Raw genomic sequence first — 22,686 nt, 5'->3', positions numbered from 1 at the left:
TGCGCAGCCGATCGCGGGGCAAGGCCCGCTCCCACCGGGGGCCCGCTTAAAGCAGCACACCGCGCAAGGCATCAAAAGCCGGATTCGTTTCAGCCAGCCAGGGTTGCGGCTATTCAACCCGGCACCCACGCCGGGTTTTTAATGGATTTTGGCGCCTTGGGTGGGAGCGGGCTTTGCCCCGCGATCTGGCGCGAAGCGGCAGCAAATCCAGTTGTCTCGGTGTATCAGTTACCCTGCAATCCGCAGTTTTCGCGGCTGCTGCGCAGCCGATCGCGGGGCAAGGCCCGCTCCCACCGGGGGCCCACTTAAAGCAGCACACCGCCCAAGGCATGAACCATCTGCGCCAAATGGGGTGCCTCGCCATACAAGCGCACGCGCAAGCCTTCGATTTCGCGACGCGGTGGATAATGCTTGCGCAAGGCATCAAAGGCCGCCTTCTGTTCCAGCACATCACTGCTCAGGCTGCGGCGAAAATCAGCGTCGTCACGACGCGGGTCGTACACGGCACGGCAAAGCGTCGCCAAGGCCCAGGCCGGATCCGTTTCAGCCTGCAGGCCGACTTCAGCCAGCCAGGGTTGCGGCAACAGGTCTGCCAACAACACCGACGCAGCTTCGCCACGCCAGGCGCAGAAGGCCTGGTAGATCTGGGCGGTGCCGCGCTGCTTGCCGTCCAGGCTGTAGCCCGCAATGTGTGGCGTGGCCAGCACGCACAAGTCCGCCAGTTCCAGATCTACCTGCGGCTCACCTTCCCAGACGTCCAGCACCGCCAGGATATCTTCACGCGCCAGCAGCAGCTCGCGCAGTGCGGCATTGTCGATGACCGGACCGCGGCTGGCATTGATCAGCCAGGCCCCTTGGCGCAATTGCGACAAGCGCTCGCCATCCAGCAAATGCCAGGTGGCGTGCTCGCCACTGCGCGTCAATGGCGTGTGCAGGCTGATCACGTCACATTCAGCCAGAACAGTCTCCAGGCTAACGTACTCACCACCCTCACGCGCCTGGCGCGGCGGATCGCAAACCAACACCTTCCAGCCAAGCCCACGCAACACGTCTACCAAACGCCCACCCACCTCGCCGGCACCGACGACGCCATAGGTCCGAGCAGACAAATCAGCACCATCGAGTTCGGCCAGGGTCAGCACACTGCCCAGCACGTAGTCGACCACACCGCGGGCATTACAGCCCGGTGCGCTGGACCACTGAATGCCAGCCTGGGCGAAGTAGTCCAGCGCCAGGTGATCGGTACCAATGGTGCAGGTACCCACGAATCGGACTTTGCTGCCGTCAAGCAACGCCTGATCGACGCGAGTGACCGACCGCACCAACAGGACATCGGCGTCTTTCACGCAGGCGGCATCGATGGCACGCCCAGGGTAGCGGCGGATTTCGCCAAAACCTGCAAAGAAGGCATCGAGCAGCGGAATATTCTCGTCGGCAACAATCAGCATGGCGCTCTCCTATCGGGGTGCGCAGTGTAGGCCTATGCCACGGCGCTAATCCAGCCGAATACAAATGCGCTAACCAAGTTTTCTGACCGATGCGTCAAAATGTGTAGACTAAGCGGCTTTGTGCACTATTTTTGTGGACGCCCGCCTTGTGACCGCTATGACTCGCGCTTCAAATGCCCCACCCTTATCCCGCCCTCCTGCCCGCGTGCGCGCCGAATTGCGTAGCCTGCTGTTGCTGGCAACGCCGATCATCATTGCTCAATTGGCCACTACCGCCATGGGTTTTGTCGATGCCGTGATGGCTGGGCGCGTCAGCCCACGCGATCTGGCGGCGGTGGCGTTGGGCAACTCGATCTGGATTCCAGTTTTCCTGCTGATGACCGGCATCCTCCTCGCCACCACACCCAAAGTCGCACAACGCTTCGGCGCCGGCCAACATCACGAGATCGGCCCGCTGGTACGTCAGGCATTGTGGCTGGCGGTAGCGGTCAGCCTGATTGCCAGTGCCCTGCTGCTGGGTGCCGAGCCGGTCTTGCAGGTGATGAAGGTTGACCCGCAGCTGATCGAACCGAGCATGGGTTACTTGCAAGGCATCGCCTTCGGATTTCCCGGCATGGCGCTCTATTATGTCCTGCGCTGCTACAGCGACGGCCTTGGCCTGACGCGGCCAAGCATGGTCATTGGCTGCCTGGGGCTGCTGCTGAACATCCCGCTGAACTACATCCTGATCTATGGCCACCTCGGTTTTCCCGCCATGGGAGGTGTCGGCTGCGGCTGGGCCAGCGGCATCGTCATGTGGTTCATGGCCCTGAGCATGGCGGTTTGGAGCCGCTGGGCCCCTGCTTACCAAAACAGCCGCGTGCTGGTGCGTTTCGAGCGCCCGCAATGGGCGGTGATCAAGCGTTTGACCGGCGTTGGTTTACCAATCGGCATCGCCGTATTCGCCGAATCGAGCATCTTCGCCGTAATCGCCCTGCTGATCGGTAGCCTCGGCCCGACCGTGGTGGCTGGCCATCAAATTGCCCTGAACATCAGCTCTTTGCTGTTCATGATTCCCTATTCACTGGGCATGGCCGTAACCGTGCGCGTGGGGCAAGCCATTGGCGCGGGCGAACCGTATCAGGCACGTTTTGCCGCCCTGGTCGGATTGGGAGCTGCGCTGGTGTTTGCCTGCTTCTCCGCAGGCTTGATCCTGCTGATGCGCGAACCGATTGCCTCGATCTACACACCAGACACCGCCGTGATCCAGATCGCCGCGATGCTGATTGTGTATGCCGCGCTCTATCAGTTCTCTGACGCCGTACAAGTGATCGCTGCAGGCGCGCTGCGCGGCTACCAGGACACCCGGATGACCATGATCCTGACCCTGTTCGCCTACTGGGGCATCGGCCTGCCGGTGGGCTATGTGCTTGGCCTGACGGATTACTTCGGCCCGGCCAGCGGCCCCAACGGTTTGTGGGAAGGCCTGATCGCCGGCTTGACCTGCGCGGCGTTGATGCTGGCGATTCGCCTGGCCCGTACCAGCGCCAAGCAGATTCGCCGCGCACAGCGCGCTTAGTCGAGTTTCTTGCGGATCCAGTACAGGTAGGTGCCCGCATCTTCCTGTTGCTGGACCAGTTCATGGCCCAGAAACACGCAGAACTTAGGGATATCGCGACGCGTCGAAGGGTCGGTGGCAATCACCTTGAGCAAACCACCGGCGGCCAGATCGCGCACATGCTGGTGCAGCATCATCACAGGTTCTGGGCAGTTGAGGCCGGTGGCATCGAGGACGGCGTCTGGGGTGAAGTCAGTCATGTAAAACTCCGGAAACAATCAGCTATTGTCGCTCAAATCGCTCTGTAGGAGCGGGCTTGCCCCGCGATGGCGGACGATCAGTCACACCGCATCGCGGGGCAAGCCCGCTGCTACCGTGGCTTTAGATCCAGGCGGCGCAGGTGGCAGGTCACTTCTTCACGGTCGTGATACAGCTGTTTGCAACCAATCGAGACCTTGACCTTGCGCGCCTTGAAGCCTTCTTCGATGCGGTCCAGCAAACGCCGCACTTCGGCGTAACGCTGCTTCATCGGCAACTTGAGATTGACCACCGCTTCCCGGCACAACCCCTCGCCCAACCAGGTTTCCAGCAAAGCGGCGCTACGCGCCGGCTTCTCGACAATGTCGCAAACCATCCAGTCCACGGTCTGCTTGGGTTTGTAGGTAAAACCGTCGGCCATCAGGTGCTGAACCAAACCGGTATCCATCAGGCTCTCGGCCATCGGGCCGTTATCGATGGCGGTCACCAGCATGCCGCGCCGCACCAGTTGATAGGTCCAGCCGCCAGGCGCCGCACCCAGATCAACACCGGTCATGTCATCAGACAGCCGTGCATCCCACTGGTCTTTGGGAATGAAATGATGCCAGGCTTCTTCCAGCTTCAGGGTCGAGCGGCTTGGGGCCTCACGCGGAAACTTCAGGCGTGGGATGCCCATCGGCCACATGGCTGAATTGTCGGCAGCAGCGAGCCCTACAAAAACCCGACGGCCGCTGATGAAGGTCAACAGCAAGCGCGGCTTGCTCGGGTCGTCCAGTAAGCGCCCGGCCTTGCTCAAGGCCTTGCGTAGCGGCACCTCGAACTTGCGGCAAAAGGTCGAAAGCTCTTTGCCATCATTGGTGTCCATTACCTCCAGCCACAGGCTGCCACACACCGGATACCCCGCCATCGCCTCAAGCAGCACACCGATACGGTCGGTTTCCGGCAAATCGACGAAACAGCCACGCGCCCACTGCCGGGGGAAAATCAACTGAGAAAAGCGCAGCTCACGCATCAGGCGCTCGGCACCTTCATCATCGCTACAGATGAATTCAGCACAGGCCGTTTGCGGCTTGGCTTTAGCGTAACCAGCAACGCCCAGCCGTGCGGCGTGCTCGGCGATTTCGGCACAGACTTCGCTCTCGAAGCCAGGCCGGCAATGCAAAAACAGGGTATTCATGTTCACTCCAGGACGGTTGGCAGCCGATCGCTGCAACCATGACCGGGCGCAATGCACAGCGCCGGCAAATGCGCGAATGATAAAGGAAGATCGGAACCTGTGACATGCCCCGCCGGTCCAGTACATGGTCAGGTTCGCCAAACGGGACTAACCTGACCGTTCAGCCAGGTCCGTGCCGTGCGGACCCCACAGAGGCGGTGTATCGGCGACAGCAAGGAAGATTGCCGAGCACCTGCGCAGAAGGAGTTGGTAATGCCCTCGCTCGATAGCCTGAAAACCCTCAAGACCCTCAGGGTCGCCGACCGTCCCTATCACTACTTCAGCCTGACCGAGGCAGCAAAAAGCCTTGGCGACTTGCAGCGCTTGCCGATGTCGCTGAAAGTGCTGCTAGAGAACCTGCTGCGCTGGGAAGACAACAAAACCGTCACTCGCGCCGACCTCACCGCTCTGGCCGAATGGCTCACGGCGCGCCGCTCCGACCGCGAGATCCAGTACCGCCCGGCACGGGTGCTGATGCAGGATTTCACCGGCGTTCCGGCAGTGGTCGACCTGGCCGCCATGCGCGCCGCCATGGCCAAAGCCGGTGGTGACCCGCAACGGATCAACCCGCTGTCACCGGTAGACCTGGTGATTGACCACTCGGTGATGGTCGACCGTTACGCCAGTCAACAAGCATTTGCCGAGAACGTTGACATCGAAATGCAGCGTAACGGTGAACGCTATGCGTTCCTGCGTTGGGGCCAGAACGCCTTCGATAACTTCAGCGTGGTACCTCCGGGCACCGGCATTTGCCACCAGGTGAACCTGGAGTACCTGGGACGCACGGTCTGGACCCGCGAAGAAGATGGCCACACTTACGCGTTTCCCGACACCCTGGTCGGCACCGACTCGCACACCACCATGATCAACGGCCTGGGCGTGTTGGGCTGGGGTGTCGGCGGTATCGAAGCCGAAGCGGCCATGCTCGGCCAACCGGTGTCGATGCTGATTCCGGAAGTTATCGGCTTCAAGCTGACCGGCAAGTTGCGTGAAGGCATCACCGCCACCGACCTGGTGCTGACCGTCACGCAAATGCTGCGTAAAAAAGGTGTGGTGGGTAAATTCGTCGAATTCTACGGCGACGGCCTCGCGGACCTGCCGCTGGCCGACCGTGCCACCATCGCCAACATGGCCCCCGAGTACGGCGCCACCTGCGGCTTTTTCCCGGTCGACCAGGTGACTCTGGACTACCTGCGCCTGTCAGGGCGCCCTGAAGCAACGGTGCAACTGGTTGAGGCGTACTGCAAGGAACAGGGCCTGTGGCGCTTGCCCGGCCAGGAACCCTTGTTCACTGACACACTGGCCCTGGACATGCACGATGTGGAAGCCAGCCTGGCCGGCCCCAAACGCCCGCAAGACCGCGTGGCGCTGTCGCAGGTGAACCAGGCCTTTGACAGTTTTCTCGGCCTGCAACTGCGCGCCTCGGCTAAAGATGTGGGGCGCCTGGAAAGCGAAGGCGGCGGCGGTGTGGCGGTGGGTAATGCCGATCAGGCAGGCGAAGTCAGCTTTGAGCATCAGGGCCAGAGCCACGTGCTGCGCGATGGCGCCGTGGTGATCGCCGCCATCACCTCTTGCACCAACACCTCCAACCCCAGCGTGATGATGGCGGCGGGCCTGGTAGCGAAAAAAGCAGTGGAAAAAGGCCTGAAGCGCAAGCCATGGGTCAAGAGTTCGCTGGCACCCGGTTCGAAAGTCGTCACCGACTACTACAAAGCTGCGGGCCTGACGCCCTATCTGGATGAACTGGGCTTCGACTTGGTCGGCTACGGCTGCACCACCTGTATCGGCAACTCAGGGCCGCTGGACGAAGCGATCGAGAAAGCCATTACCACGGCCGACCTCACCGTTGCCTCTGTGCTGTCGGGCAATCGTAACTTCGAAGGCCGGGTTCACCCGCTGGTGAAAACCAACTGGCTAGCGTCTCCGCCTCTGGTAGTGGCCTACGCCCTGGCGGGCAGTGTGCGCTTGGATTTGAGCAGCGAAGCCCTGGGCATCGGCAAAGATGGCCAGCCGGTGTACCTGCGTGACATCTGGCCAAGCCAGCAGGAAATCGCTGCTGCGGTATCCCGTGTCGATACCGCTATGTTCCACAAGGAATACGCTGAGGTGTTCGCCGGCGACGCCCAATGGCAAGCCATCGAAGTTCCGCAGGCAGCCACCTATGTGTGGCAAGACGACTCCACGTACATCCAGCACCCACCGTTTTTCGATGACATCACGGGCCCCTTGCCAGTCATTGAGGACATACACGGCGCGCGCGTCCTGGCCCTGCTGGGGGATTCAGTGACCACCGACCACATCTCCCCTGCTGGCAACATCAAGGCCGACAGCCCGGCCGGACGCTACCTGCGCGACAAAGGCGTGGAGCCGCGCGACTTCAACTCCTACGGCTCACGCCGTGGCAACCATGAAGTGATGATGCGCGGCACCTTCGCCAATATCCGTATCCGCAACGAGATGCTTGGCGGCGAAGAAGGTGGCAACACCTTGTATGTGCCGACGGGCGAGAAAATGGCGATCTACGATGCGGCCATGCGCTACCAAGCCGAGCGCACGCCACTGGTGGTGATTGCAGGCCAGGAATACGGCACTGGCTCGAGCCGTGACTGGGCTGCCAAAGGCACCAACCTGCTGGGCATCAAAGCCGTGCTGGCGGAAAGCTTCGAACGCATCCACCGCTCCAACCTGGTGGGCATGGGTGTGCTGCCGCTGCAGTTCAACGCTGGCCAGACCCGCAAGACCCTGGCCCTCGACGGCAGTGAACGCATCGACATCCTCGGTTTGAGCCATGCCCGGATTCAACCCCACATGACCCTCACGCTGAACATCACTTACAACGATGGGCGCCAGCAACAGATCGAGGTGCTGTGCCGCATCGATACCCTCAATGAAGTGGAATACTTCAAAGCCGGTGGCATCTTGCACTATGTGCTGCGGCAATTGATCGCAGGCTGAAGCCGAGGCCCGGCCGCCACGGCCGGGCCCTTTAGCTTTGCGCTCTGAAAGTGTCACAGAACCCAACAGTCACCAGCTGACTTTTGTGTCAAACGTATGAAAGAATGCCGCGAAATTGCTGAACTTTGCGGGCATTGCATAGCGTAAGCCCCGCTCTGAATCCTTGAGCCAGATCAAGGATTGAAAATAATCATTCAACAAAACCTTCACACTGCCGATACACCACGAAAGCCTTGCGGATTGAACAGCTTATGCGTAACAACCAGCCAATAACCCAGCGCGAACGGACTTTCCCAGCTCAACAACGCTTGATCTCGACCACCGATACCAAGGGTGTCATCACCTATTGCAACGATGCCTTCGTCGAGATCAGCGGGTTTTCCCGCGAGGAACTGCTGCGCGCGCCGCACAACCTGGTGCGTCATCCAGATGTCCCGTCTGCGGTGTTTGCGCACATGTGGAGTACGCTCAAGCAAGGCTTGCCATGGATGGGCATCGTCAAGAACCGCTGCAAAAGCGGCGACCACTACTGGGTCAACGCTTACGTCACTCCAGTGTTCGAAAACAACCAGGTGGTTGGCTACGAATCGGTTCGGGTCAAGCCCACCAGCGAGCAGGTTCGCCGCGCCGAAGCCCTGTACCAGCGCATCAATCAAGGCCGCTCGGCAATCCCGCGCCGCGACAAATGGCTGCCCGTAGCGCAAGACTGGCTGCCATTTATTCTGATCAGCCAGATTGGCTTCCTGATTGGTAACTGGCTTGGCCATTCCTGGGGCTTCGCCCTGGCAGCGGCGCTCTCCGTACCATTGGGCCTGCTGGGCCTGAGCTGGCAGCAACGCGGCCTCAAGCGTCTGTTGCGCCTGGCCGAGCAGTCCACTTCTGACCCGCTGATCGCCCAAATGTACACCGACAGCCGCGGCGTCCAGGCCCGCCTGGAAATGGCCATGCTCAGCCAGGACGCACGGATGAAAACCTGTCTGACGCGCCTGCAGGACACGGCAGAGCACTTGAACGAGCAAGCCCGCCAGTCCGACACCCTGGCCCACAACAGCTCTTCGGGCCTGGAGCGTCAACGAGTCGAAACCGAACAGGTTGCCGCCGCCGTCAACCAGATGGCTGCGACCACCCAGGAAGTGGCCAATCACGTTCAGCGCACCGCTGACGCTACCCAGGAAGCCAACCGCCTGACTGGCCGTGGCCGCGATATCGCTGGCGAAACCCGCGACGCCATCCAGCGCCTGTCGGAAGCGGTTGGCGAAACCGGCCTGACCGTGACCCAACTGGCGCGAGACAGCGATGAGATCGGTGGTGTCGTCGATGTGATCAAGGGCATTGCCGACCAGACCAACCTGCTGGCACTCAACGCCGCCATCGAAGCTGCGCGTGCCGGGGAAATGGGCCGCGGCTTTGCCGTGGTGGCTGACGAAGTTCGCCAACTGGCACAACGCACCAGCGAATCGACCGGGCAGATCCACGGCCTGATCGCCAAGTTGCAGCAAACCGCAACGAATGCGGTGCAAACCATGGAAGCGGGGCATCGCCAGGCTGAGGAAGGTGTAGCACGGGTCATGGAGGCCGATCAGGCATTGGTCGGTATCAGCGAGGCGGTCGCCAATATCACCGACATGACCACACAGATCGCCGCTGCCACCGAAGAACAGACCGCTGTGGCTGATGAAATCAGCCGTAACATCAGCACCATTGCCGACCTGGCCGACCAGACCTCCGAGCAGGCTCAGCACTCGGCACTGCTTAGCGAAGAACTGACCCGCACTGCAACTACGCAATACTCACTGGTCGAGCGCTTCAACCGCTGAATCAGCACCCTTGGTAGGAGCGGGCTTGCCCCGCGATAGCGGTTTATCAGGTACATCGCTATCGCGGGGCAAGCCCGCTCCTACTGTTACCAGTCGAGTGTCAGGCGGCTTTCGAAATAGCGCTCTTCGCCACTCAGCGGATCCTTGAAACGCAGGCTGTGCGCCAACAATTTCAGTGGTTTGCTGTAGTCATCCTGATCCTGTACCACCTGCGGGTAAAAAGGATCGTTGCAGATGCTCGCACCCAAGGCGTTCATGTGCACACGTAGCTGGTGTGTTTTTCCAGTGATCGGCGACAACCCGTAGCGCCACAATTCACCGTTCTTTTCCAGCACCTGGGCCAGGGTTTCGCTGTTGCTCGGCCCTTCGACTTCCTGCATACGGAAAAACGGCTCGCCGCTGACCATCCGACTCTTGTGCGTCAACGGAAACTCAAGGTTCGGCAAAGCACGGGCAATGGCCTGGTAGTGCTTGTCGATCTGCCGATTAGGAAACAGCGCCTGATAAGCAGAGCGGCTCTGAGGATTAGCAGAAAACAACACCAGCCCTGCTGTATGACGGTCGATCCGATGCAGCGGGACCAAATTCGGGTTATCCAGGCGACGAATCAGCCGCCGCAACAAGGTGTGTTCGACATATTCGCCTGTGGGCGTCACTGGCAGAAAATGCGGCTTGTCGGCCACCACCAGATGCTCGTCTACATGCAGGATCTGCTCGTGAAACGGGATGGGTTTCTCGTTAGGAACTTCACGGAAATAGTGGATGCGCAGGCCCTGCTTGTAGGCCAGTGCAGCGCTGATCGGCTGCCCTTGGGCATCAAGCACGCGCCCGCGTGCAATGCGGTCAAGCCACTGCTCGCGGCCAATGGCCTTGAAATGCTCGCTCAGGCAGTCAAGCACGGTTGCCCAATTGCCAGGCGGCAGGCAAACAGTACTGGCTTGGTGCTTAGCCGGGTCGAAAGGGACAGTGGCCATGGGAATGCTCGTGAAAAATAGACCGCACATTATCCCGCATGCCCGACGCCTCAGCCAGCCTGGGTTGCCGCAGCCTCGGTGAACTCCTTGAGCCAGCGCAGTACGTCAACAGCGTCCCAGCGCCCAGGGTCGTAGAGTGCATACAACAACCCCTGGTAGCCGACTACATCCAGCGGCCGATGATAGCCGGCGCGCTGGAACAGGGCTTCGATCTCAGCGAAACAGGTGTTGAAGTGCAATTTGTTGAATGGCGTCTTGCCCTCCAGCACCAGGCCATCGAGGCGCAACTCGAGCACCGCCTCGCTGACCATGGTGACCGGCATGCGATTGACGGTGTATTTCAGTTGTTCGACATTAACCATGCTGTGCATCCTTGAGGCAAGCGCCACCCCAATACTGTATTTATATACAGCATATGCGGAGTATTCCGACGCGTCAATCAGGCTGTCGCTACACCAACCCGGGAAGGTAGCTGGTGCCCTTGCGAATCGTCAGCACTTGGCGCCGCTCCGACGCAGTGGACAGGCCTATATGCACCCAGCTGTCGTACTCGAGAATCAACTGGTCAAACATCAACGCGCTGTCGGCTATACGCCGCGCCAACGCTGCGGGCAGCAATCCCGGTACATTGATGTCGGCAGCCAGCCCTTGCATGTGTGCGCTATGCGGTGAGCCGCCGATGACGCGGTTCAGCTCCACTGAACGATAACCACTGCTGACCAGCACTGGCCTGCCGACCAACAGGCGAATCTGCTCAAGAAAGGTACACAGTCGACGGAGGTTTTCGAGGCTATTAGCGTCCGGCGTATTGCTGATATCTCTACGCGCGGCGCTCTCCGAGACCGTCATTTCGGCCAGGGTAAAGTGTTCACTGAGGTTCATATCCGATCCTTGGTAGGCGTGTAAACGTCCAAGGATTGTCCACAACTCCCTCCCGCCGCGCACGACAGGAAACGCTCCCCCTGATGCCGGCTTCAACGCAAAAAGGCTACCACCTGCTCGGCATCGAATGGCCAGTTCAACTGCGCGCCATTGTCACAACGGCGCAGTACCGGTATCAGCAGGCCATAGCGCTCCACCATGGACTCGTCCTCGGCAATGTCCACCAGTTCAACCAGCAGACCATGCTCGACAAATGGCATCAGCAGCGCCTCAGCCACTTCACACAGGTGGCAACCCAGGGTACCGAACAGTTGGCATTCAGGAAGCATTTGTGGGTACCGCCAAGAATAAGAAAGGACCATTATTCTAGGTCTGCCGTCGGAGGCCGTCGAGCGTGAGAGATCCGCGCTCAAATGCTGACTAAAGTGTGATTGAGATCAGCGCCTGATCATCAGCCATGGTTCATGCTGGGTAGTTTTTGCTGTCTTCTTACTTGGGGTCTGTTGTGTTCGCCAACCTATTGATCATCCTGGCTTCATCACTGGTCGTCATCGCCTTCTTCCGGCGCCTGAAACTACCACCGGTGCTGGGCTACTTATGCGTCGGCCTGTTTGTCGGGCCCACGGCCCTTAACTGGGTCAATGAAAGTGAAGAACTGCCAGACCTTGCCGAAATGGGCGTGGTCTTTCTGCTGTTCTCGCTGGGCCTGGAATTTTCCCTGTCGAAAATGCTCGCCCTGCGTAAAGTAGTGTTTGGCCTAGGCAGCCTGCAGGTGGTGTGCTCGGCAATACTGCTGGCCGGGCTATTGGCGCTACTGGGCATGCCCACCAACGCTGCCCTGTTACTGGGCGCCGGGCTAGCTCTTTCGTCTACCGCGATCGTCAGCAAAGAGCTGACCAGCCTGGGTGAGATTTTCAGCAGCCATGGCCAGAACGCGATTGGCGTGTTGCTGTTCCAGGACGTGGTTGCAGTTCTGCTGCTGACGCTGGTCCCGGTGTTTGCCGGCGAAGGCGGCCAGGCCTGGTATTGGGCACTGCCGCTGACCTTGGGCAAAACCGTGATCCTCTTTGTTGGCCTGCTGCTGGCCAGTCGCTGGCTGCTGCCACGTCTGTTTCACGAAGTGGCTAGCTCGCATTCGGCCGAACTGTTCGTTTTGCTGGCCTTGGTGATCGTTCTGCTCACCGCTTGGCTGACCCACTTGCTCGGTTTGTCACCGGCACTGGGCGCGTTCCTGGCCGGCATGCTGCTGGGCGAGAGCAATTACCGTCATCAGATCGAAGCCGATATCCGCCCGTTCCGCGACATTCTGCTGGGCTTGTTTTTCGTCAGTATCGGCATGCTCATCGACCTGCAACTGTTCGCCAGCCACGGCCTGGAAATCCTCGCCCTGACCCTGGGCTTGTTGCTGGTCAAAGGGTGTGTGGTCGCCGCCCTGGTTCGTGTTCAAGGCAGTGACACTGAAACAGCCTGGCGCAGTGGCCTGGCCCTGGCCCAGGGCGGTGAATTCTGTTTCGCCCTGATGGCCCAAATGCAACAGACCCAGCTGCTGCCTGAAGCTATCGGTAATCTGCTGCTGGCCGCCACCTTCTGCTCAATGCTGGTCACCCCGCTGATGTTGCGCGCGGCGCCCGGCATCGCTGCGCGTTTGCACCGCAAATGCAACGAAGAGGTACAGCTGGAAGCCATCGAAGCGCAAAGTGCAAACATGACCGGTCACGTGCTGATTTGCGGCTATGGCCGGGTCGGGCAATCAATCGGGCGCTTTCTGCGCCGGGAAAATATCCCCTACATTGCCTTGGATGATGACCCGGTACGGGTTCAGGAAGCCGCTGCCGGCGAGAGCAGCGTGCACTACGGCGACTCGCGCCGCGGTGACCTGCTCAGCGCCATCGGCCTTGAGCGCGCGCGGTTGCTAGTGATCGCCGTAGACAAGACCGATATCGCCATGAGCATTCTCAAAGAGGCACGTGCACGTCACGCCGACGTACAGATTCTGGTCCGCACCCGCGACGACAGCCTGCGCGAAGAGCTGCGCAGCGCCGGCGCCACCGCTGTGGTCCCGGAGCTGCTGGAGTCGAGCCTGATGCTCGCCTCCCACGCTCTGGTCATGCTTGGCCTGCCAATGGAGCACGTGCAAGCGCGCATCGATGAAGTACGTCAGACCCGCTACCGCATGCTGCAAGCGTTTTATCAAGGCGCCGAAACCAGCCCGGTCGACAGCGAAGGCCTGCCCAAGACCATGATGCATGCCGTTAACCTTCAACCCGAGGCCTACGCCTGTGGTCGTCCATTGTCCGGCCTGGACCTCGAGCAACTGGGTGTCGAAGTCCAGGCCGTGCAGCGCAATGGCGAAGAACTGGCTGTGGATGCCGATACCCGCCTGCGCGCCGGTGATGCGGTGCTACTCAGCGGCCCGGTGTCCGCCCTGACGGCCTGTGAGGCCCGATTGGTCGCCGGACGCTGATCAATCCTGGCTGGTGGCGCCGATCTTGTGAATCGACAGATCGGCGCCGTAGTACTCCTGCTCCTGACTCAAGCGCAAGCCCAACAGCAGCTTGATCGCACCGTACACGGCAAAGCCGCCGAGCAATGCCACCAGCACTCCGGCAAAGCTGCCAATCAACTGGCTGATCAGGCTGACGCCACCCAAGCCACCCAGCGCGGTCTGGCCGAAAATTCCGCAGGCAATGCCACCCCACACACCGCATAAGCCATGCAGCGGCCAGACACCCAGCACGTCGTCGATCTTCCAGGTGTTCTGTGCTGCGGTAAAACACCAGACAAACAAGGCGCCGGCAATTGCACCGGTGGCCAGCGCCCCAACCGGGTGCATCAAATCCGAGCCCGCACAGACCGCCACCAACCCGGCCAATGGCCCGTTGTGCAGGAAGCCTGGGTCATTGCGCCCGACCAGCAACGCCGCCACCGTTCCTCCGACCATGGCCATCAGCGAATTGACCGCGACCAACCCGCTGACCCCCTGCAAGGTCTGAGCGCTCATGACATTGAAGCCAAACCAGCCGACGATCAGGATCCACGAGCCCAGGGCCAGAAAAGGAATGTTCGAAGGCGCGAACGCTACCAGCTTGCCGTCGCGATAGCGGCCATTACGCGGGCCGAGCAGCAACACGGCCGCCAACGCCAACCAACCGCCCATGGCATGCACCACCACAGAACCGGCAAAGTCATGGAAACTGGCGCCAAAGCGCGCCTGCAACCAGGCCTGCAGGCCCAGATTGCCATTCCAGACAATGCCTTCGAAGAAGGGGTAAACAAACGCCACAATCAGCACGGTGGCGCACAATTGCGGGGCGAAACGGGCACGCTCGGCAATCCCGCCGGAAATGATGGCTGGAATAGCAGCGGCGAAGGTCAGCAGGAAAAAGAACTTCACCAGGCTGTAACCATGCTCGTGGCTCAGCACCGCCGCAGGTTGCAAGAAGCTGACGCCGTAGGAAATCCAGTAGCCGACAAAAAAATACGCCAGGGTCGATACGGCAAAATCGCTGAGGATCTTGGACAGTGCATTGACCTGGTTCTTGTGCCGCACAGTGCCTACTTCGAGGAAGGCGAAACCGGCGTGCATGGCCAGGACCATAACAGCACCGAGCAGAATGAACAGGGTGTTGGAGCCGTGGACCAGACTGTCCACCGCACTTTGCAGGTTTTCCATGGATTGGGCAGGCCTTCAGAAAAAGCACCAAGACAGCGCGGGGTGACTCCTTTTTGCACCAGACTGGGCCGCCTGATTACCACTTCATTGACCTGCCCTACTGATGTTCGGAGTTTTTCCTTGGGTTTGTCGTGGATTGGGTTAAGGTTTACAGGCCCGGCAGCCATTCGCTGCGCGGATTTGGCGCAAGCACCGGACCTGAGTGCACCCTGGAACAGCAAAACCTGTACCAGTACTTTTTTCACTGAACCTTCGCGCGCGCGCGCAACTCAAAATAGCCACACACCCTTAGGGAGAGCCCCATGACCAGCAAATCGGCAAAGACTGCTCAAGATGTACTGATGGCTGACTTCCAGGCCCTGGTTCGTGACACCGAAAAACTGCTGGAACACACCGCCACGCTAGCCGGCGATCAGGCTGACGAGCTGCGCAGCCAGATCCATGACAGCTTGCTGCGCGCGCGGGAAACCCTGCAGCACACCCAGGACTCTGTGCGTGAACGCGGCGAGGCAGCCCTGAGCGCGACTGAAGACTACGTACAAAGCAACCCATGGCAATCGATCGGCATCGCTGCCGGGGTCGGCTTCCTGATTGGTCTGCTCGCCAATCGGCGCTGAGGATGGTTATGGAAAGCGAATCGAACGGCACCAGTGCTGCCTCGAGCAAACGCCTTGGCGCTGCGGTATTAGGCCTGCTGCACGGCCATGTCGAGCTGTTCGGCATCGAGCTGCAGGAGCAGAAGGCCCGCACCCTGAGCCTGCTGCTGTTTGCCGGGTTGGCGCTGGTATTCACCCTGTTATTGCTGGTCGCACTGTCAGCGCTGGTGCTGGTGTTGCTGTGGGACACTTACCGTCTCGCCGGAGTCATCGGCCTGTGCGTGTTCTACGGCCTGGCAGCAGTGTTCTGTGGCTTGCGCCTCAAAGCTGCGGTGTACGATGAGTCGTCGCCCTTCAGCGCAACGCTTGAAGAGCTCGCCAAAGATCGGGAGCGTCTGTTGCCATGAGCCTGCCTGAGTTGCCCAAAACCACCAACCGGCGTGAGCTGCGCAAGGCCTTGGTGCGTTTGCGTCTGGAAATGCACCGTCAGGAAATCCGCCATGAATCCGCCCAGATGCTTGCCCCCCTCAGCCGTTTACGTGCCGTGGGCGACAGTCTGCACAGCGGGCTGGGCATCAAGCACGCCCCCTTGTGGGGAATCGGTGCGGTGGTAGTACTGGGATTCCTGACTGGCAAAGGCACCCGAAGCGGTAGCCTGAGCCGGATGATACGCGTCGGCACCAGCTTGCTACCGCTGCTCAAACTGGTAATGCAGGGCGCTGCACACAAACGCTGAAAAACCGCCGGTAGGAGCGGGCTTGCCTCGCGATGGTGGTGTGTCCGTGAAATCGTTTCGCGGGGCAAGCCCGCTCCTACCAGCGTGTTCAGGCACTTGCAGCTGCTGCGCCGAAACGGGAAGCTAGACGCCTGCCCCTGTATCGGAGAATTGGCCTTGGACTGGCACACCCTGCTTACCCGTGAGCGTCTCGGCAAGACCCTGCACAGCCCTGAAGAACTTGGCCGCAGCCCTTTTCACAAAGACCACGATCGGATCATCTTCTCCGGCGCTTTTCGCCGCCTGGGACGCAAGACCCAGGTCCACCCGGTGTCGAGCAACGATCATATCCACACACGCCTGACTCACTCGCTGGAAGTCAGTTGCGTGGGCCGCTCGCTGGGCATGCGGGTCGGTGAAACCCTGCGCGACCGGTTGCCGCAATGGTGTGAGCCCAGCGATCTTGGCATGGTCGTACAGTCGGCGTGCCTGGCCCACGACATCGGCAACCCGCCCTTTGGCCACTCCGGTGAAGACGCCATCCGCCACTGGTTCCAGCAGGCTGCCGGACGCGGCTGGCTCGACGCGATGAGCGAAGCAGAACGTGCCGACTTCCTCAACTTCGAAGGCAACGCCCAGGGTTTTCGTGTACTGACCCAACTGGAGTATCACCAGTTCGACGGTGGCACCCGCCTGACCTACGCCACCCTGGGCACTTACCTCAAATACCCCTGGACCGCCCGCCATGCCGACGCGTTGGGCTACAAGAAGCACAAATTCGGCTGCTACCAGAGCGAACTGCCGCTGCTGGAACAGATTGCCCGCAAGCTGGGCTTGCCTCAACTTGAGGAGCAGCGTTGGGCACGCCACCCGCTGGTGTACTTGATGGAAGCGGCCGACGATATTTGCTATGCCCTGATCGACCTGGAAGACGGCCTGGAAATGGAGCTGCTCGACTACCCGGAAGTGGAGTCGGTGCTGCTGAGCCTGGTGGGTGACGACCTGCCCGAAACCTATCGGCAACTGGGGCCGGGCGACTCGCGTCGGCGCAAGCTGGCCATCCTGCGCGGCAAAGCCATCGAGCACCTGACCAATGCTGCCGCGCGGGCGTTTGTCGAGCAACAGGATGCCTTGCTCTCAGGGCAGCTTCAGGGTGACCTGGTCGAACACATGCACGGGCCGGCCAAACGCTGCGTGCTGCAGGCCAAAGACATGGCGCGCAAAAAAATCTTTCAGGACAAGCGCAAGACACTGCATGAAATTGGCGCCTATACCACCCTTGAAATCCTGCTAAACGCCTTCTGCGGTGCGGCACTGGAACAACACGGCGGGCGTACACCCTCGTTCAAAAGCCGGCGTATCCTCGACCTGCTGGGCAACAGTGCCCCCAACCCGAACGCACCGTTGCATACCTCATTCCTGCGGATGATCGACTTCATTGCCGGTATGACAGACAGCTATGCCAGTGAAATGGCGCGGGAAATGACCGGACGATCAAGCCCGACCTGAGTGGTTCGTACACCTGGCGGGTGCATGAGCGAGTGACAGTAATCCTGCTCATGCATCTGCCTGAAGGACAAGTACTACAAATCAGTTATAAATTAAACAAACCTCTCAACAAGAAACACAAAGTTACTATCAGCGACACCAACAGCAATAATATGAAATAACACTTGTAGTCCTTTCCTGCATTTAGAGTCAGACATTTCCGATATAGCATCAACCTCCCTTTGAGTTCATGTGCGATCAGTTCCAACTGCGTTAAGGTGCCCACCTACTCTTTGGCACTTCATCTGGAATTTTCAACATGCACTCTGTATTTATCATCGACGACCATCCAGTCATCCGCCTGGCGGTACGCATGCTCCTGGAGAATGAGGGCTATAACGTCGTTGGCGAGTCGGACAACGGCGTGGATGCCATGCAAATGGTCCGCGAATGCGTGCCAGACCTGATCATTCTCGATATCAGTATTCCCCGGCTCGACGGCCTGGAAGTGCTGTCGCGCTTTCACAGCATGTCAATTCCTCTGAAAATCCTCGTGCTGACCGCTCAATCACCGGCGCTGTTTGCAGTTCGTTGCATGCATTCCGGTGCCGCTGGCTACGTGTGCAAACAGGAAGACTTGAGCGAGCTACTCAGCGCAATCAAAGCCGTTATGTCCGGCTACAACTACTTCCCCAGCCAGGCCATCAATAGCCAACGCTACAACGCCGACGAACAATCTGAACTGGAGTTGTTCAAGCAAGTCAACGACCGGGAATTAATGGTGCTGCAGCTATTTGCCCAAGGCAGAAGCAATAAAGAAATCGCCCAAGGCATGTTTCTCAGCAACAAGACTGTCAGCACTTACAAAAAGCGTTTGATGCAAAAGCTCAAAGCCAATTCGCTGGTCGATCTGATTGAAATGGCAAAACGTAATGCCCTGGTCTAAGTCAGCTCATGCCTAGCCGCATTCTCCACTGTGTCCTGATTGGCGTTCTGGCCTGTCTATGCCTGATCGTGCCTGCTCATGCCGAAGATGTTCCAGCCAGTAGCTACCAGTTGCTCAGTCGTTCGCAACCGCAGCACATCAACCTTTCACTGAACTCGGTGCAACGACGCTGGCTACAAAAAAAAGGGCAATTGCTGCTGGGCACCTCGGCACCGGACTACCCGCCCTTCGACATGACCGCCAGCGGGCGCGACTATGAAGGGCTGACCGCCGACGTTGCGGGCATTGTGGAAGCGGCCCTGGGCATCCCCGTCAAGGTACGGCGCTTTGCTAGCCGCCAGGACGCCGTAAAAGCCCTGACCCTGGGGCAGATCGATCTGCTCGGCAGTGCCAATGGTTACGAAGCCGCTACCGCCGGAGTGGTACTTTCCAGGCCTTACGCGGTAGATCAGCCAGTGCTGGTCACCCGCGAGGACGAAAGCCGACCCCTTGATACTGGCCTTGCGGGCTTGCGCCTGAGCATGGTGTATCACTACCTGCCCCTTGCCGAAGTCCGCGCCAACTACCCTGGAGCCACGATCAAGGCCTACCCGTCCTACCAGAATGCCCTCAATGCCGTTGCCTTCGATCAGGCCGACGTGTTTCTCGGCGACACCATTTCCACCCATTACCTGATCAACCAGGGCCACTTGAAAAACATCAAGATGGCCAACTTCGGCAAGCATGAGCCGGTTGGCTTCAGTTTTGCGGTACAGAAAAACAACCACATCCTGCTGCAACTGATCAATGCCACTCTCGACAACCTCCCCCGCACCACGCGAGACACCCTCTTCAAGCGTTGGAGCGCTGGCAGCGATGTGCTGCTGACCGATCGCAAACTGCAGCTCTCCCAGCGCGAAGAACGCTGGCTGAGCCAGCACCCGGTAGTACGCGTCGTGGTGAATGAAACCGACGCCCCCCTGACGTTCTTCGATAATGCTGGCAGTTTTCGCGGCATTGCCGCCGACCTGCTTGAATTGATTCGCCTGCGCACCGGGCTGCGCTTCGACATTCAACGCGCCAGCGGTATCAGCGACATGATTGATCGGGTGAACCATGGCCAGGCCGACGTGATTGCAGCCATCTCCCCCAGCAAACGACGGGAAATCACCCTGAGCATCAGCCGTCCTTACCTGGAAAATTCCTTTGTCTTGATGACACGCAAAGGACCAGAACAACCTGCTTCGCTGGAACAATTACGGGGTCGGCGTTTGGCCCTGATGCGTGATAGCCCGCTGGTTGAGAGCCTGAGTAAACGTGAGCCAGGCATTCAGTTGGTACCGACCGAGAGCAGTGAGCAGTCCACAGATTTGCTCGCCAGCGGTCACGTTGATGGCGCAATCACAGCGCTGGTCCACGCTAACTTCAGCCTTGCCACCCAACATGGGCTGGTCATTCGTGCCTCGGTTGGCGCCGACCCTGCAACCTTTTCGATGGCCACAGCCCGACAGGCTCAGGAGCTTGCCTCAATACTGGACAAAGCATTGCTGAGCATTGCCCCTGAAGAGCTGGGTGTGATCAACAGCCGCTGGCGCGGGTACAGCACCGACAATGACGCGTACTGGAGCACCTACCAACAGCTGATCCTGCAAATTGTACTGGGCATCAGCCTGCTACTGCTGTTGTCACTGGCGTGGAACGCCTGGATGCGTCGCCAGATCAAGCAACGCGAGGCCGCCGAACGTGCGCTTGGCGATCAACTCGAGTTCATGCGCACACTCCTCAATGGCACACCTCACCCCATCTATGTACGTGATCGCCAAGGTATCCTGCAAAGTTGCAACGACAGCTACCTGCAAGCACTGCAGTTGCAGCACGATGAAGTGCTGGGCAAGCGCCTGGAAGACGGTGCATTGGGCGACACCTGCTATGCCAGCCAAATGCAGGCCGACTACCGGCAAGTGATGCATGAGGGTAAACCGCTGATCGTCGACCGCCCGCTGTTGCTCAATGACCGAGCCGTGACGATTTACCACTGGATCCTGCCCTACCGAGACTCGCTGGGTGAAGTCCAAGGCATCATCGGTGGCTGGATCGACATCAGTGAACGTCGCCAGCTGATTCAGGACCTGAGCCTGGCCAAACAGCAGGCCGATGATGCCAACCGCGCCAAGAGCACTTTTCTGGCCACCATCAGCCATGAAATCCGCACGCCGATGAACGCCATTCTGGGCATGCTTGAGTTGACCCTGGAGAAAGCCAACCAGGGCCAGCTGGATCGTCCGGCCGTCGAAGTCGCCTACAACTCGGCCAAAGACCTGCTGGCGCTGATTGGCGACATCCTCGACATTGCCCGCATCGAATCCGGGCATCTGACCCTGGCGCCGGAGCGCGTATGCCTGGCAGAACTGGTGGAGTCTGTTGGTCGGGTGTTCGATGGCCTGGCCCGGCAAAAAAGCCTGCAATTGACGATGGCTATCGACCCTAGCGCCCGCGTCTATGCCCTGCTCGACCCGCTGCGAGTCAAACAAATCCTCTCGAACCTGGTCAGCAACGCAATCAAATTCACCGAACAGGGGCGGATTGCCATTGAACTGACGCTCAGGACCGGCGAAGAGCCCGGCCATGCTGCACTGGACATGACTGTGCAAGACAGCGGCATCGGCATTCGCGAAGAGGACCAGCAACGTCTGTTCGTGCCCTTCGTTCAGGCCAACCCCGACAGCCTGCTGGCACGCAACGGTACAGGCCTGGGCCTGGCCATCTGCCGTGATCTGTGCAACCTCATGGGCGGTACGCTGACCTTGCACAGTGAGTTCGGCCTGGGCACCCGCGCGCATGTCTGCCTGCCGGTGACGCTGATCTCCAGCCACTCCACAGAACCCGCCGCCAACCCCGAGCCGTGCATTAGCGTTGCTGCATTGAATGTGCTGGTGGTCGATGACCATCCCGCCAACCTGTTGCTACTGACGCAGCAGCTCAACTACCTGGGATTGACACATTGCAGCGTCGACAATGGCCAGGAAGGGCTGGAGCTGTGGCGGCGCGGAACGTTCGATGTACTGATCCTCGATTGCAACATGCCGGGCATCAGCGGTTATCAATTTGCCCAGACCGTACGCGCCGAAGAAGGCGAACGCCGATGGCCGCGCTGCACCATCTTGGGATACACCGCCAACGCTCAACCGGAAGTACGCAATCAGTGCCAGCAAGCCGGCATGGACGACTGCCTGCTCAAGCCGATCAGCCTCAGGGCACTGGGACACCGCCTGGCCAACATACAGCCACTGCCCTACCGTGCACCCACCACCCCGCCTGCGCTGTTCGACCTTCAGGGCCTGCAGCCGGTAGTCGGCAGCAGCGCAACCGATCTGCACGCGCTGCTCAAGCAACTTCAACACAGCTTCAGCAAAGACCGTCTCACCTTGGCCGAACTTGACCCGAGTCTTCAGTCAGAACAATTGAAAAACGAAGCACATCGTGTGCTTGGTGCGGCACGTATCATTCAAGCCAGCACGTTGATTGATGCCTGCGAACGCTTGGAGTCGGATTGCCGGGCAAACGCGCCAACCGCCACGCTTGAGTTTCACCAGCAACAGATAACAGCGGCCATTGCAGCCGTGGAACAGGCACTTCGCCTGCACTTGCAGCACACCGATATTGACGGCACAGCCACACAGGCAAGCTAAAAAAAACGGCGGCCTCAAGGGCCGCCGCTTCAACAGGCATCAGGCAACCGGATTGATCGGGTTTTCCGGATACCAGGCGTCCAGCAGCGGGCTGACTTCAATCTTGGTCAGTTCGCTGCGCGCTTTGAGCCAGGCTTCAACGGTAGCACGCTGCTCTTCGGTAACCGAGCCGCGCTTGGCCGAGCAAACCAGGCCGAAGTCATCGCCGCCAACATAGTCCAGGCCGTTGGCATCCATAGCGTCGTCGAGGAACGCGTCGAGGAAGGCATCGATGGCTTCGTCGGACAGATCTTCCTTGAACTCCAGGTTCAGCTCAAAACCCAGCTCCTGGAATTCACCCACGCAGAGCTTTTTGCGCAAACGGCGGGAACGGTTAGTGGCCATGAAACAATCCTCTTAAGTAATAACGCCGCGCACTTTACCAGTTTCGCCACGAAGCTGCCGGAATAAAAGGTTCCCCCGGTAGGAGCGGGCTTGCCCCGCGATCGCGATTTACCTGATACACCGCGATCG

Annotated in this window: 19 protein-coding genes; 10 read left to right on the top strand and 9 right to left on the bottom strand. The window is 59.7% G+C overall.

All coding sequences use genetic code 11. The features are described from left to right. Nucleotides 1–305 precede the first annotated feature (305 nt). Nucleotides 306–1,448, bottom strand: coding sequence for a 4-phosphoerythronate dehydrogenase PdxB (pdxB, locus tag E1573_RS04795; RefSeq protein WP_133211132.1), 1,143 nt, complete (start codon nucleotides 1,446–1,448; stop codon nucleotides 306–308). A 157-nt stretch (nucleotides 1,449–1,605) separates the two neighbouring features. Between pdxB and E1573_RS04790 the strand changes: the two genes are divergently transcribed. Beyond that, nucleotides 1,606–3,006: an MATE family efflux transporter gene (locus tag E1573_RS04790; protein ID WP_133211130.1), complete on the top strand. Its 1,401-nt coding sequence runs from the start codon at nucleotides 1,606–1,608 to the stop codon at nucleotides 3,004–3,006. Here the strand turns inward: E1573_RS04790 and tusA are convergent. Beyond that, nucleotides 3,003–3,245: a sulfurtransferase TusA gene (gene tusA, locus E1573_RS04785; protein ID WP_133211128.1), complete on the bottom strand. Its 243-nt coding sequence runs from the start codon at nucleotides 3,243–3,245 to the stop codon at nucleotides 3,003–3,005. The two genes, E1573_RS04790 and tusA, sit on opposite strands and share 4 nt — an antisense overlap. 110 nt (nucleotides 3,246–3,355) lie before the next feature. Continuing rightward, entirely contained in the window at nucleotides 3,356–4,420 is a 1,065-nt protein-coding gene (gene rlmM, locus E1573_RS04780; RefSeq protein WP_133211126.1) for a 23S rRNA (cytidine(2498)-2'-O)-methyltransferase RlmM, read from the bottom strand. Nucleotides 4,421–4,672: 252 nt separating this feature from the next. Here rlmM and acnA point away from each other — a divergent pair, with 252 nt between their 5' ends. Together acnA and E1573_RS04770 are read left to right on the top strand one after the other, a co-directional pair. Continuing rightward, complete coding sequence (gene acnA / locus E1573_RS04775) at nucleotides 4,673–7,414, top strand: aconitate hydratase AcnA (RefSeq protein WP_133211124.1); 2,742 nt, start codon at nucleotides 4,673–4,675, stop codon at nucleotides 7,412–7,414. Between the two features lie 251 nt (nucleotides 7,415–7,665). Next, nucleotides 7,666–9,231, top strand: a complete 1,566-nt coding sequence (locus E1573_RS04770; RefSeq protein ID WP_133211122.1) for a PAS domain-containing methyl-accepting chemotaxis protein — start codon at nucleotides 7,666–7,668, stop codon at nucleotides 9,229–9,231. Between the two features lie 86 nt (nucleotides 9,232–9,317). On the opposite strand, the gene E1573_RS04765 is transcribed toward E1573_RS04770, so the two are convergent. The 4 genes from E1573_RS04765 to E1573_RS04750 all read right to left on the bottom strand — a co-directional run bounded on the left by E1573_RS04765 (nucleotide 9,318) and on the right by E1573_RS04750 (nucleotide 11,416). Continuing rightward, nucleotides 9,318–10,205: a pseudouridine synthase gene (locus E1573_RS04765; protein ID WP_133211120.1), complete on the bottom strand. Its 888-nt coding sequence runs from the start codon at nucleotides 10,203–10,205 to the stop codon at nucleotides 9,318–9,320. 50 nt (nucleotides 10,206–10,255) lie between these two features. Next, on the bottom strand, nucleotides 10,256–10,567 hold the full coding sequence (locus E1573_RS04760) for a transcriptional regulator (RefSeq protein WP_133211118.1): 312 nt from the start codon (nucleotides 10,565–10,567) through the stop codon (nucleotides 10,256–10,258). An 88-nt stretch (nucleotides 10,568–10,655) separates the two neighbouring features. Beyond that, nucleotides 10,656–11,087 carry a D-Ala-D-Ala carboxypeptidase family metallohydrolase gene (locus E1573_RS04755; protein WP_133211116.1) on the bottom strand — a complete coding sequence of 144 codons (432 nt, stop codon included), beginning with the start codon at nucleotides 11,085–11,087 and terminating at the stop codon, nucleotides 10,656–10,658. Between the two features lie 92 nt (nucleotides 11,088–11,179). Next, a complete protein-coding gene (locus E1573_RS04750) occupies nucleotides 11,180–11,416 on the bottom strand; it encodes a glutaredoxin family protein (protein WP_133211114.1) in 237 nt (78 codons plus the stop codon). A gap of 176 nt (nucleotides 11,417–11,592) precedes the next feature. On the opposite strand from E1573_RS04750, the gene E1573_RS04745 reads away from it, so the two are divergent. Then, complete coding sequence (locus E1573_RS04745) at nucleotides 11,593–13,551, top strand: monovalent cation:proton antiporter family protein (RefSeq protein WP_133211112.1); 1,959 nt, start codon at nucleotides 11,593–11,595, stop codon at nucleotides 13,549–13,551. Here E1573_RS04745 and E1573_RS04740 read toward each other — a convergent pair whose 3' ends face one another. Next, nucleotides 13,552–14,760 (bottom strand): ammonium transporter, encoded by a 1,209-nt coding sequence (locus E1573_RS04740; RefSeq protein WP_133211110.1) that lies wholly within the window; start codon nucleotides 14,758–14,760, stop codon nucleotides 13,552–13,554. Nucleotides 14,761–15,062: 302 nt separating this feature from the next. Between E1573_RS04740 and E1573_RS04735 the strand changes: the two genes are divergently transcribed. The 6 genes from E1573_RS04735 to E1573_RS04710 all read left to right on the top strand — a co-directional run bounded on the left by E1573_RS04735 (nucleotide 15,063) and on the right by E1573_RS04710 (nucleotide 22,173). After that, nucleotides 15,063–15,377, top strand: coding sequence for a YqjD family protein (locus tag E1573_RS04735; RefSeq protein ID WP_133211108.1), 315 nt, complete (start codon nucleotides 15,063–15,065; stop codon nucleotides 15,375–15,377). An 8-nt stretch (nucleotides 15,378–15,385) separates the two neighbouring features. Next, nucleotides 15,386–15,763 (top strand): phage holin family protein, encoded by a 378-nt coding sequence (locus E1573_RS04730; protein WP_133211106.1) that lies wholly within the window; start codon nucleotides 15,386–15,388, stop codon nucleotides 15,761–15,763. Further along, nucleotides 15,760–16,092, top strand: a complete 333-nt coding sequence (locus E1573_RS04725) for a hypothetical protein (protein ID WP_133211104.1) — start codon at nucleotides 15,760–15,762, stop codon at nucleotides 16,090–16,092. Before E1573_RS04730 ends, E1573_RS04725 begins: the two co-directional genes overlap by 4 nt. Nucleotides 16,093–16,248: 156 nt before the next feature. Beyond that, a complete protein-coding gene (locus tag E1573_RS04720; protein ID WP_133211102.1) occupies nucleotides 16,249–17,580 on the top strand; it encodes a deoxyguanosinetriphosphate triphosphohydrolase in 1,332 nt (443 codons plus the stop codon). 298 nt (nucleotides 17,581–17,878) lie between these two features. Beyond that, nucleotides 17,879–18,505 (top strand): response regulator transcription factor, encoded by a 627-nt coding sequence (locus tag E1573_RS04715; RefSeq protein WP_133211100.1) that lies wholly within the window; start codon nucleotides 17,879–17,881, stop codon nucleotides 18,503–18,505. Nucleotides 18,506–18,513: 8 nt separating this feature from the next. Further along, complete coding sequence (locus tag E1573_RS04710) at nucleotides 18,514–22,173, top strand: transporter substrate-binding domain-containing protein (protein WP_133211098.1); 3,660 nt, start codon at nucleotides 18,514–18,516, stop codon at nucleotides 22,171–22,173. 39 nt (nucleotides 22,174–22,212) lie between these two features. Here the strand turns inward: E1573_RS04710 and E1573_RS04705 are convergent, their stop codons facing one another. Further along, nucleotides 22,213–22,557, bottom strand: coding sequence for a YggL family protein (locus E1573_RS04705; protein ID WP_133211096.1), 345 nt, complete (start codon nucleotides 22,555–22,557; stop codon nucleotides 22,213–22,215). Nucleotides 22,558–22,686: the final 129 nt, after the last annotated feature.

The sequence above is a fragment of the Pseudomonas sp. H9 genome, assembly GCF_004353925.1.
Lineage (GTDB): Bacteria > Pseudomonadota > Gammaproteobacteria > Pseudomonadales > Pseudomonadaceae > Aquipseudomonas.
The sequence above is the reverse complement of the archived record's forward strand: the minus strand, read 5'-3'. Positions and strand labels throughout refer to the sequence as shown.

Coding starts and splice junctions, on each gene's coding strand:
- pdxB (WP_133211132.1), bottom strand. CDS start 1,448: ATGCTGATTGTTGCCGACGAGAATATTCCGCTGCTCGATGCCTTCTTT.
- E1573_RS04790 (WP_133211130.1), top strand. CDS start 1,606: ATGACTCGCGCTTCAAATGCCCCACCCTTATCCCGCCCTCCTGCCCGC.
- tusA (WP_133211128.1), bottom strand. CDS start 3,245: ATGACTGACTTCACCCCAGACGCCGTCCTCGATGCCACCGGCCTCAAC.
- rlmM (WP_133211126.1), bottom strand. CDS start 4,420: ATGAATACCCTGTTTTTGCATTGCCGGCCTGGCTTCGAGAGCGAAGTC.
- acnA (WP_133211124.1), top strand. CDS start 4,673: ATGCCCTCGCTCGATAGCCTGAAAACCCTCAAGACCCTCAGGGTCGCC.
- E1573_RS04770 (WP_133211122.1), top strand. CDS start 7,666: ATGCGTAACAACCAGCCAATAACCCAGCGCGAACGGACTTTCCCAGCT.
- E1573_RS04765 (WP_133211120.1), bottom strand. CDS start 10,205: ATGGCCACTGTCCCTTTCGACCCGGCTAAGCACCAAGCCAGTACTGTT.
- E1573_RS04760 (WP_133211118.1), bottom strand. CDS start 10,567: ATGGTTAATGTCGAACAACTGAAATACACCGTCAATCGCATGCCGGTC.
- E1573_RS04755 (WP_133211116.1), bottom strand. CDS start 11,087: ATGAACCTCAGTGAACACTTTACCCTGGCCGAAATGACGGTCTCGGAG.
- E1573_RS04750 (WP_133211114.1), bottom strand. CDS start 11,416: ATGCTTCCTGAATGCCAACTGTTCGGTACCCTGGGTTGCCACCTGTGT.
- E1573_RS04740 (WP_133211110.1), bottom strand. CDS start 14,760: ATGGAAAACCTGCAAAGTGCGGTGGACAGTCTGGTCCACGGCTCCAAC.
- E1573_RS04735 (WP_133211108.1), top strand. CDS start 15,063: ATGACCAGCAAATCGGCAAAGACTGCTCAAGATGTACTGATGGCTGAC.
- E1573_RS04730 (WP_133211106.1), top strand. CDS start 15,386: ATGGAAAGCGAATCGAACGGCACCAGTGCTGCCTCGAGCAAACGCCTT.
- E1573_RS04725 (WP_133211104.1), top strand. CDS start 15,760: ATGAGCCTGCCTGAGTTGCCCAAAACCACCAACCGGCGTGAGCTGCGC.
- E1573_RS04715 (WP_133211100.1), top strand. CDS start 17,879: ATGCACTCTGTATTTATCATCGACGACCATCCAGTCATCCGCCTGGCG.
- E1573_RS04710 (WP_133211098.1), top strand. CDS start 18,514: ATGCCTAGCCGCATTCTCCACTGTGTCCTGATTGGCGTTCTGGCCTGT.
- E1573_RS04705 (WP_133211096.1), bottom strand. CDS start 22,557: ATGGCCACTAACCGTTCCCGCCGTTTGCGCAAAAAGCTCTGCGTGGGT.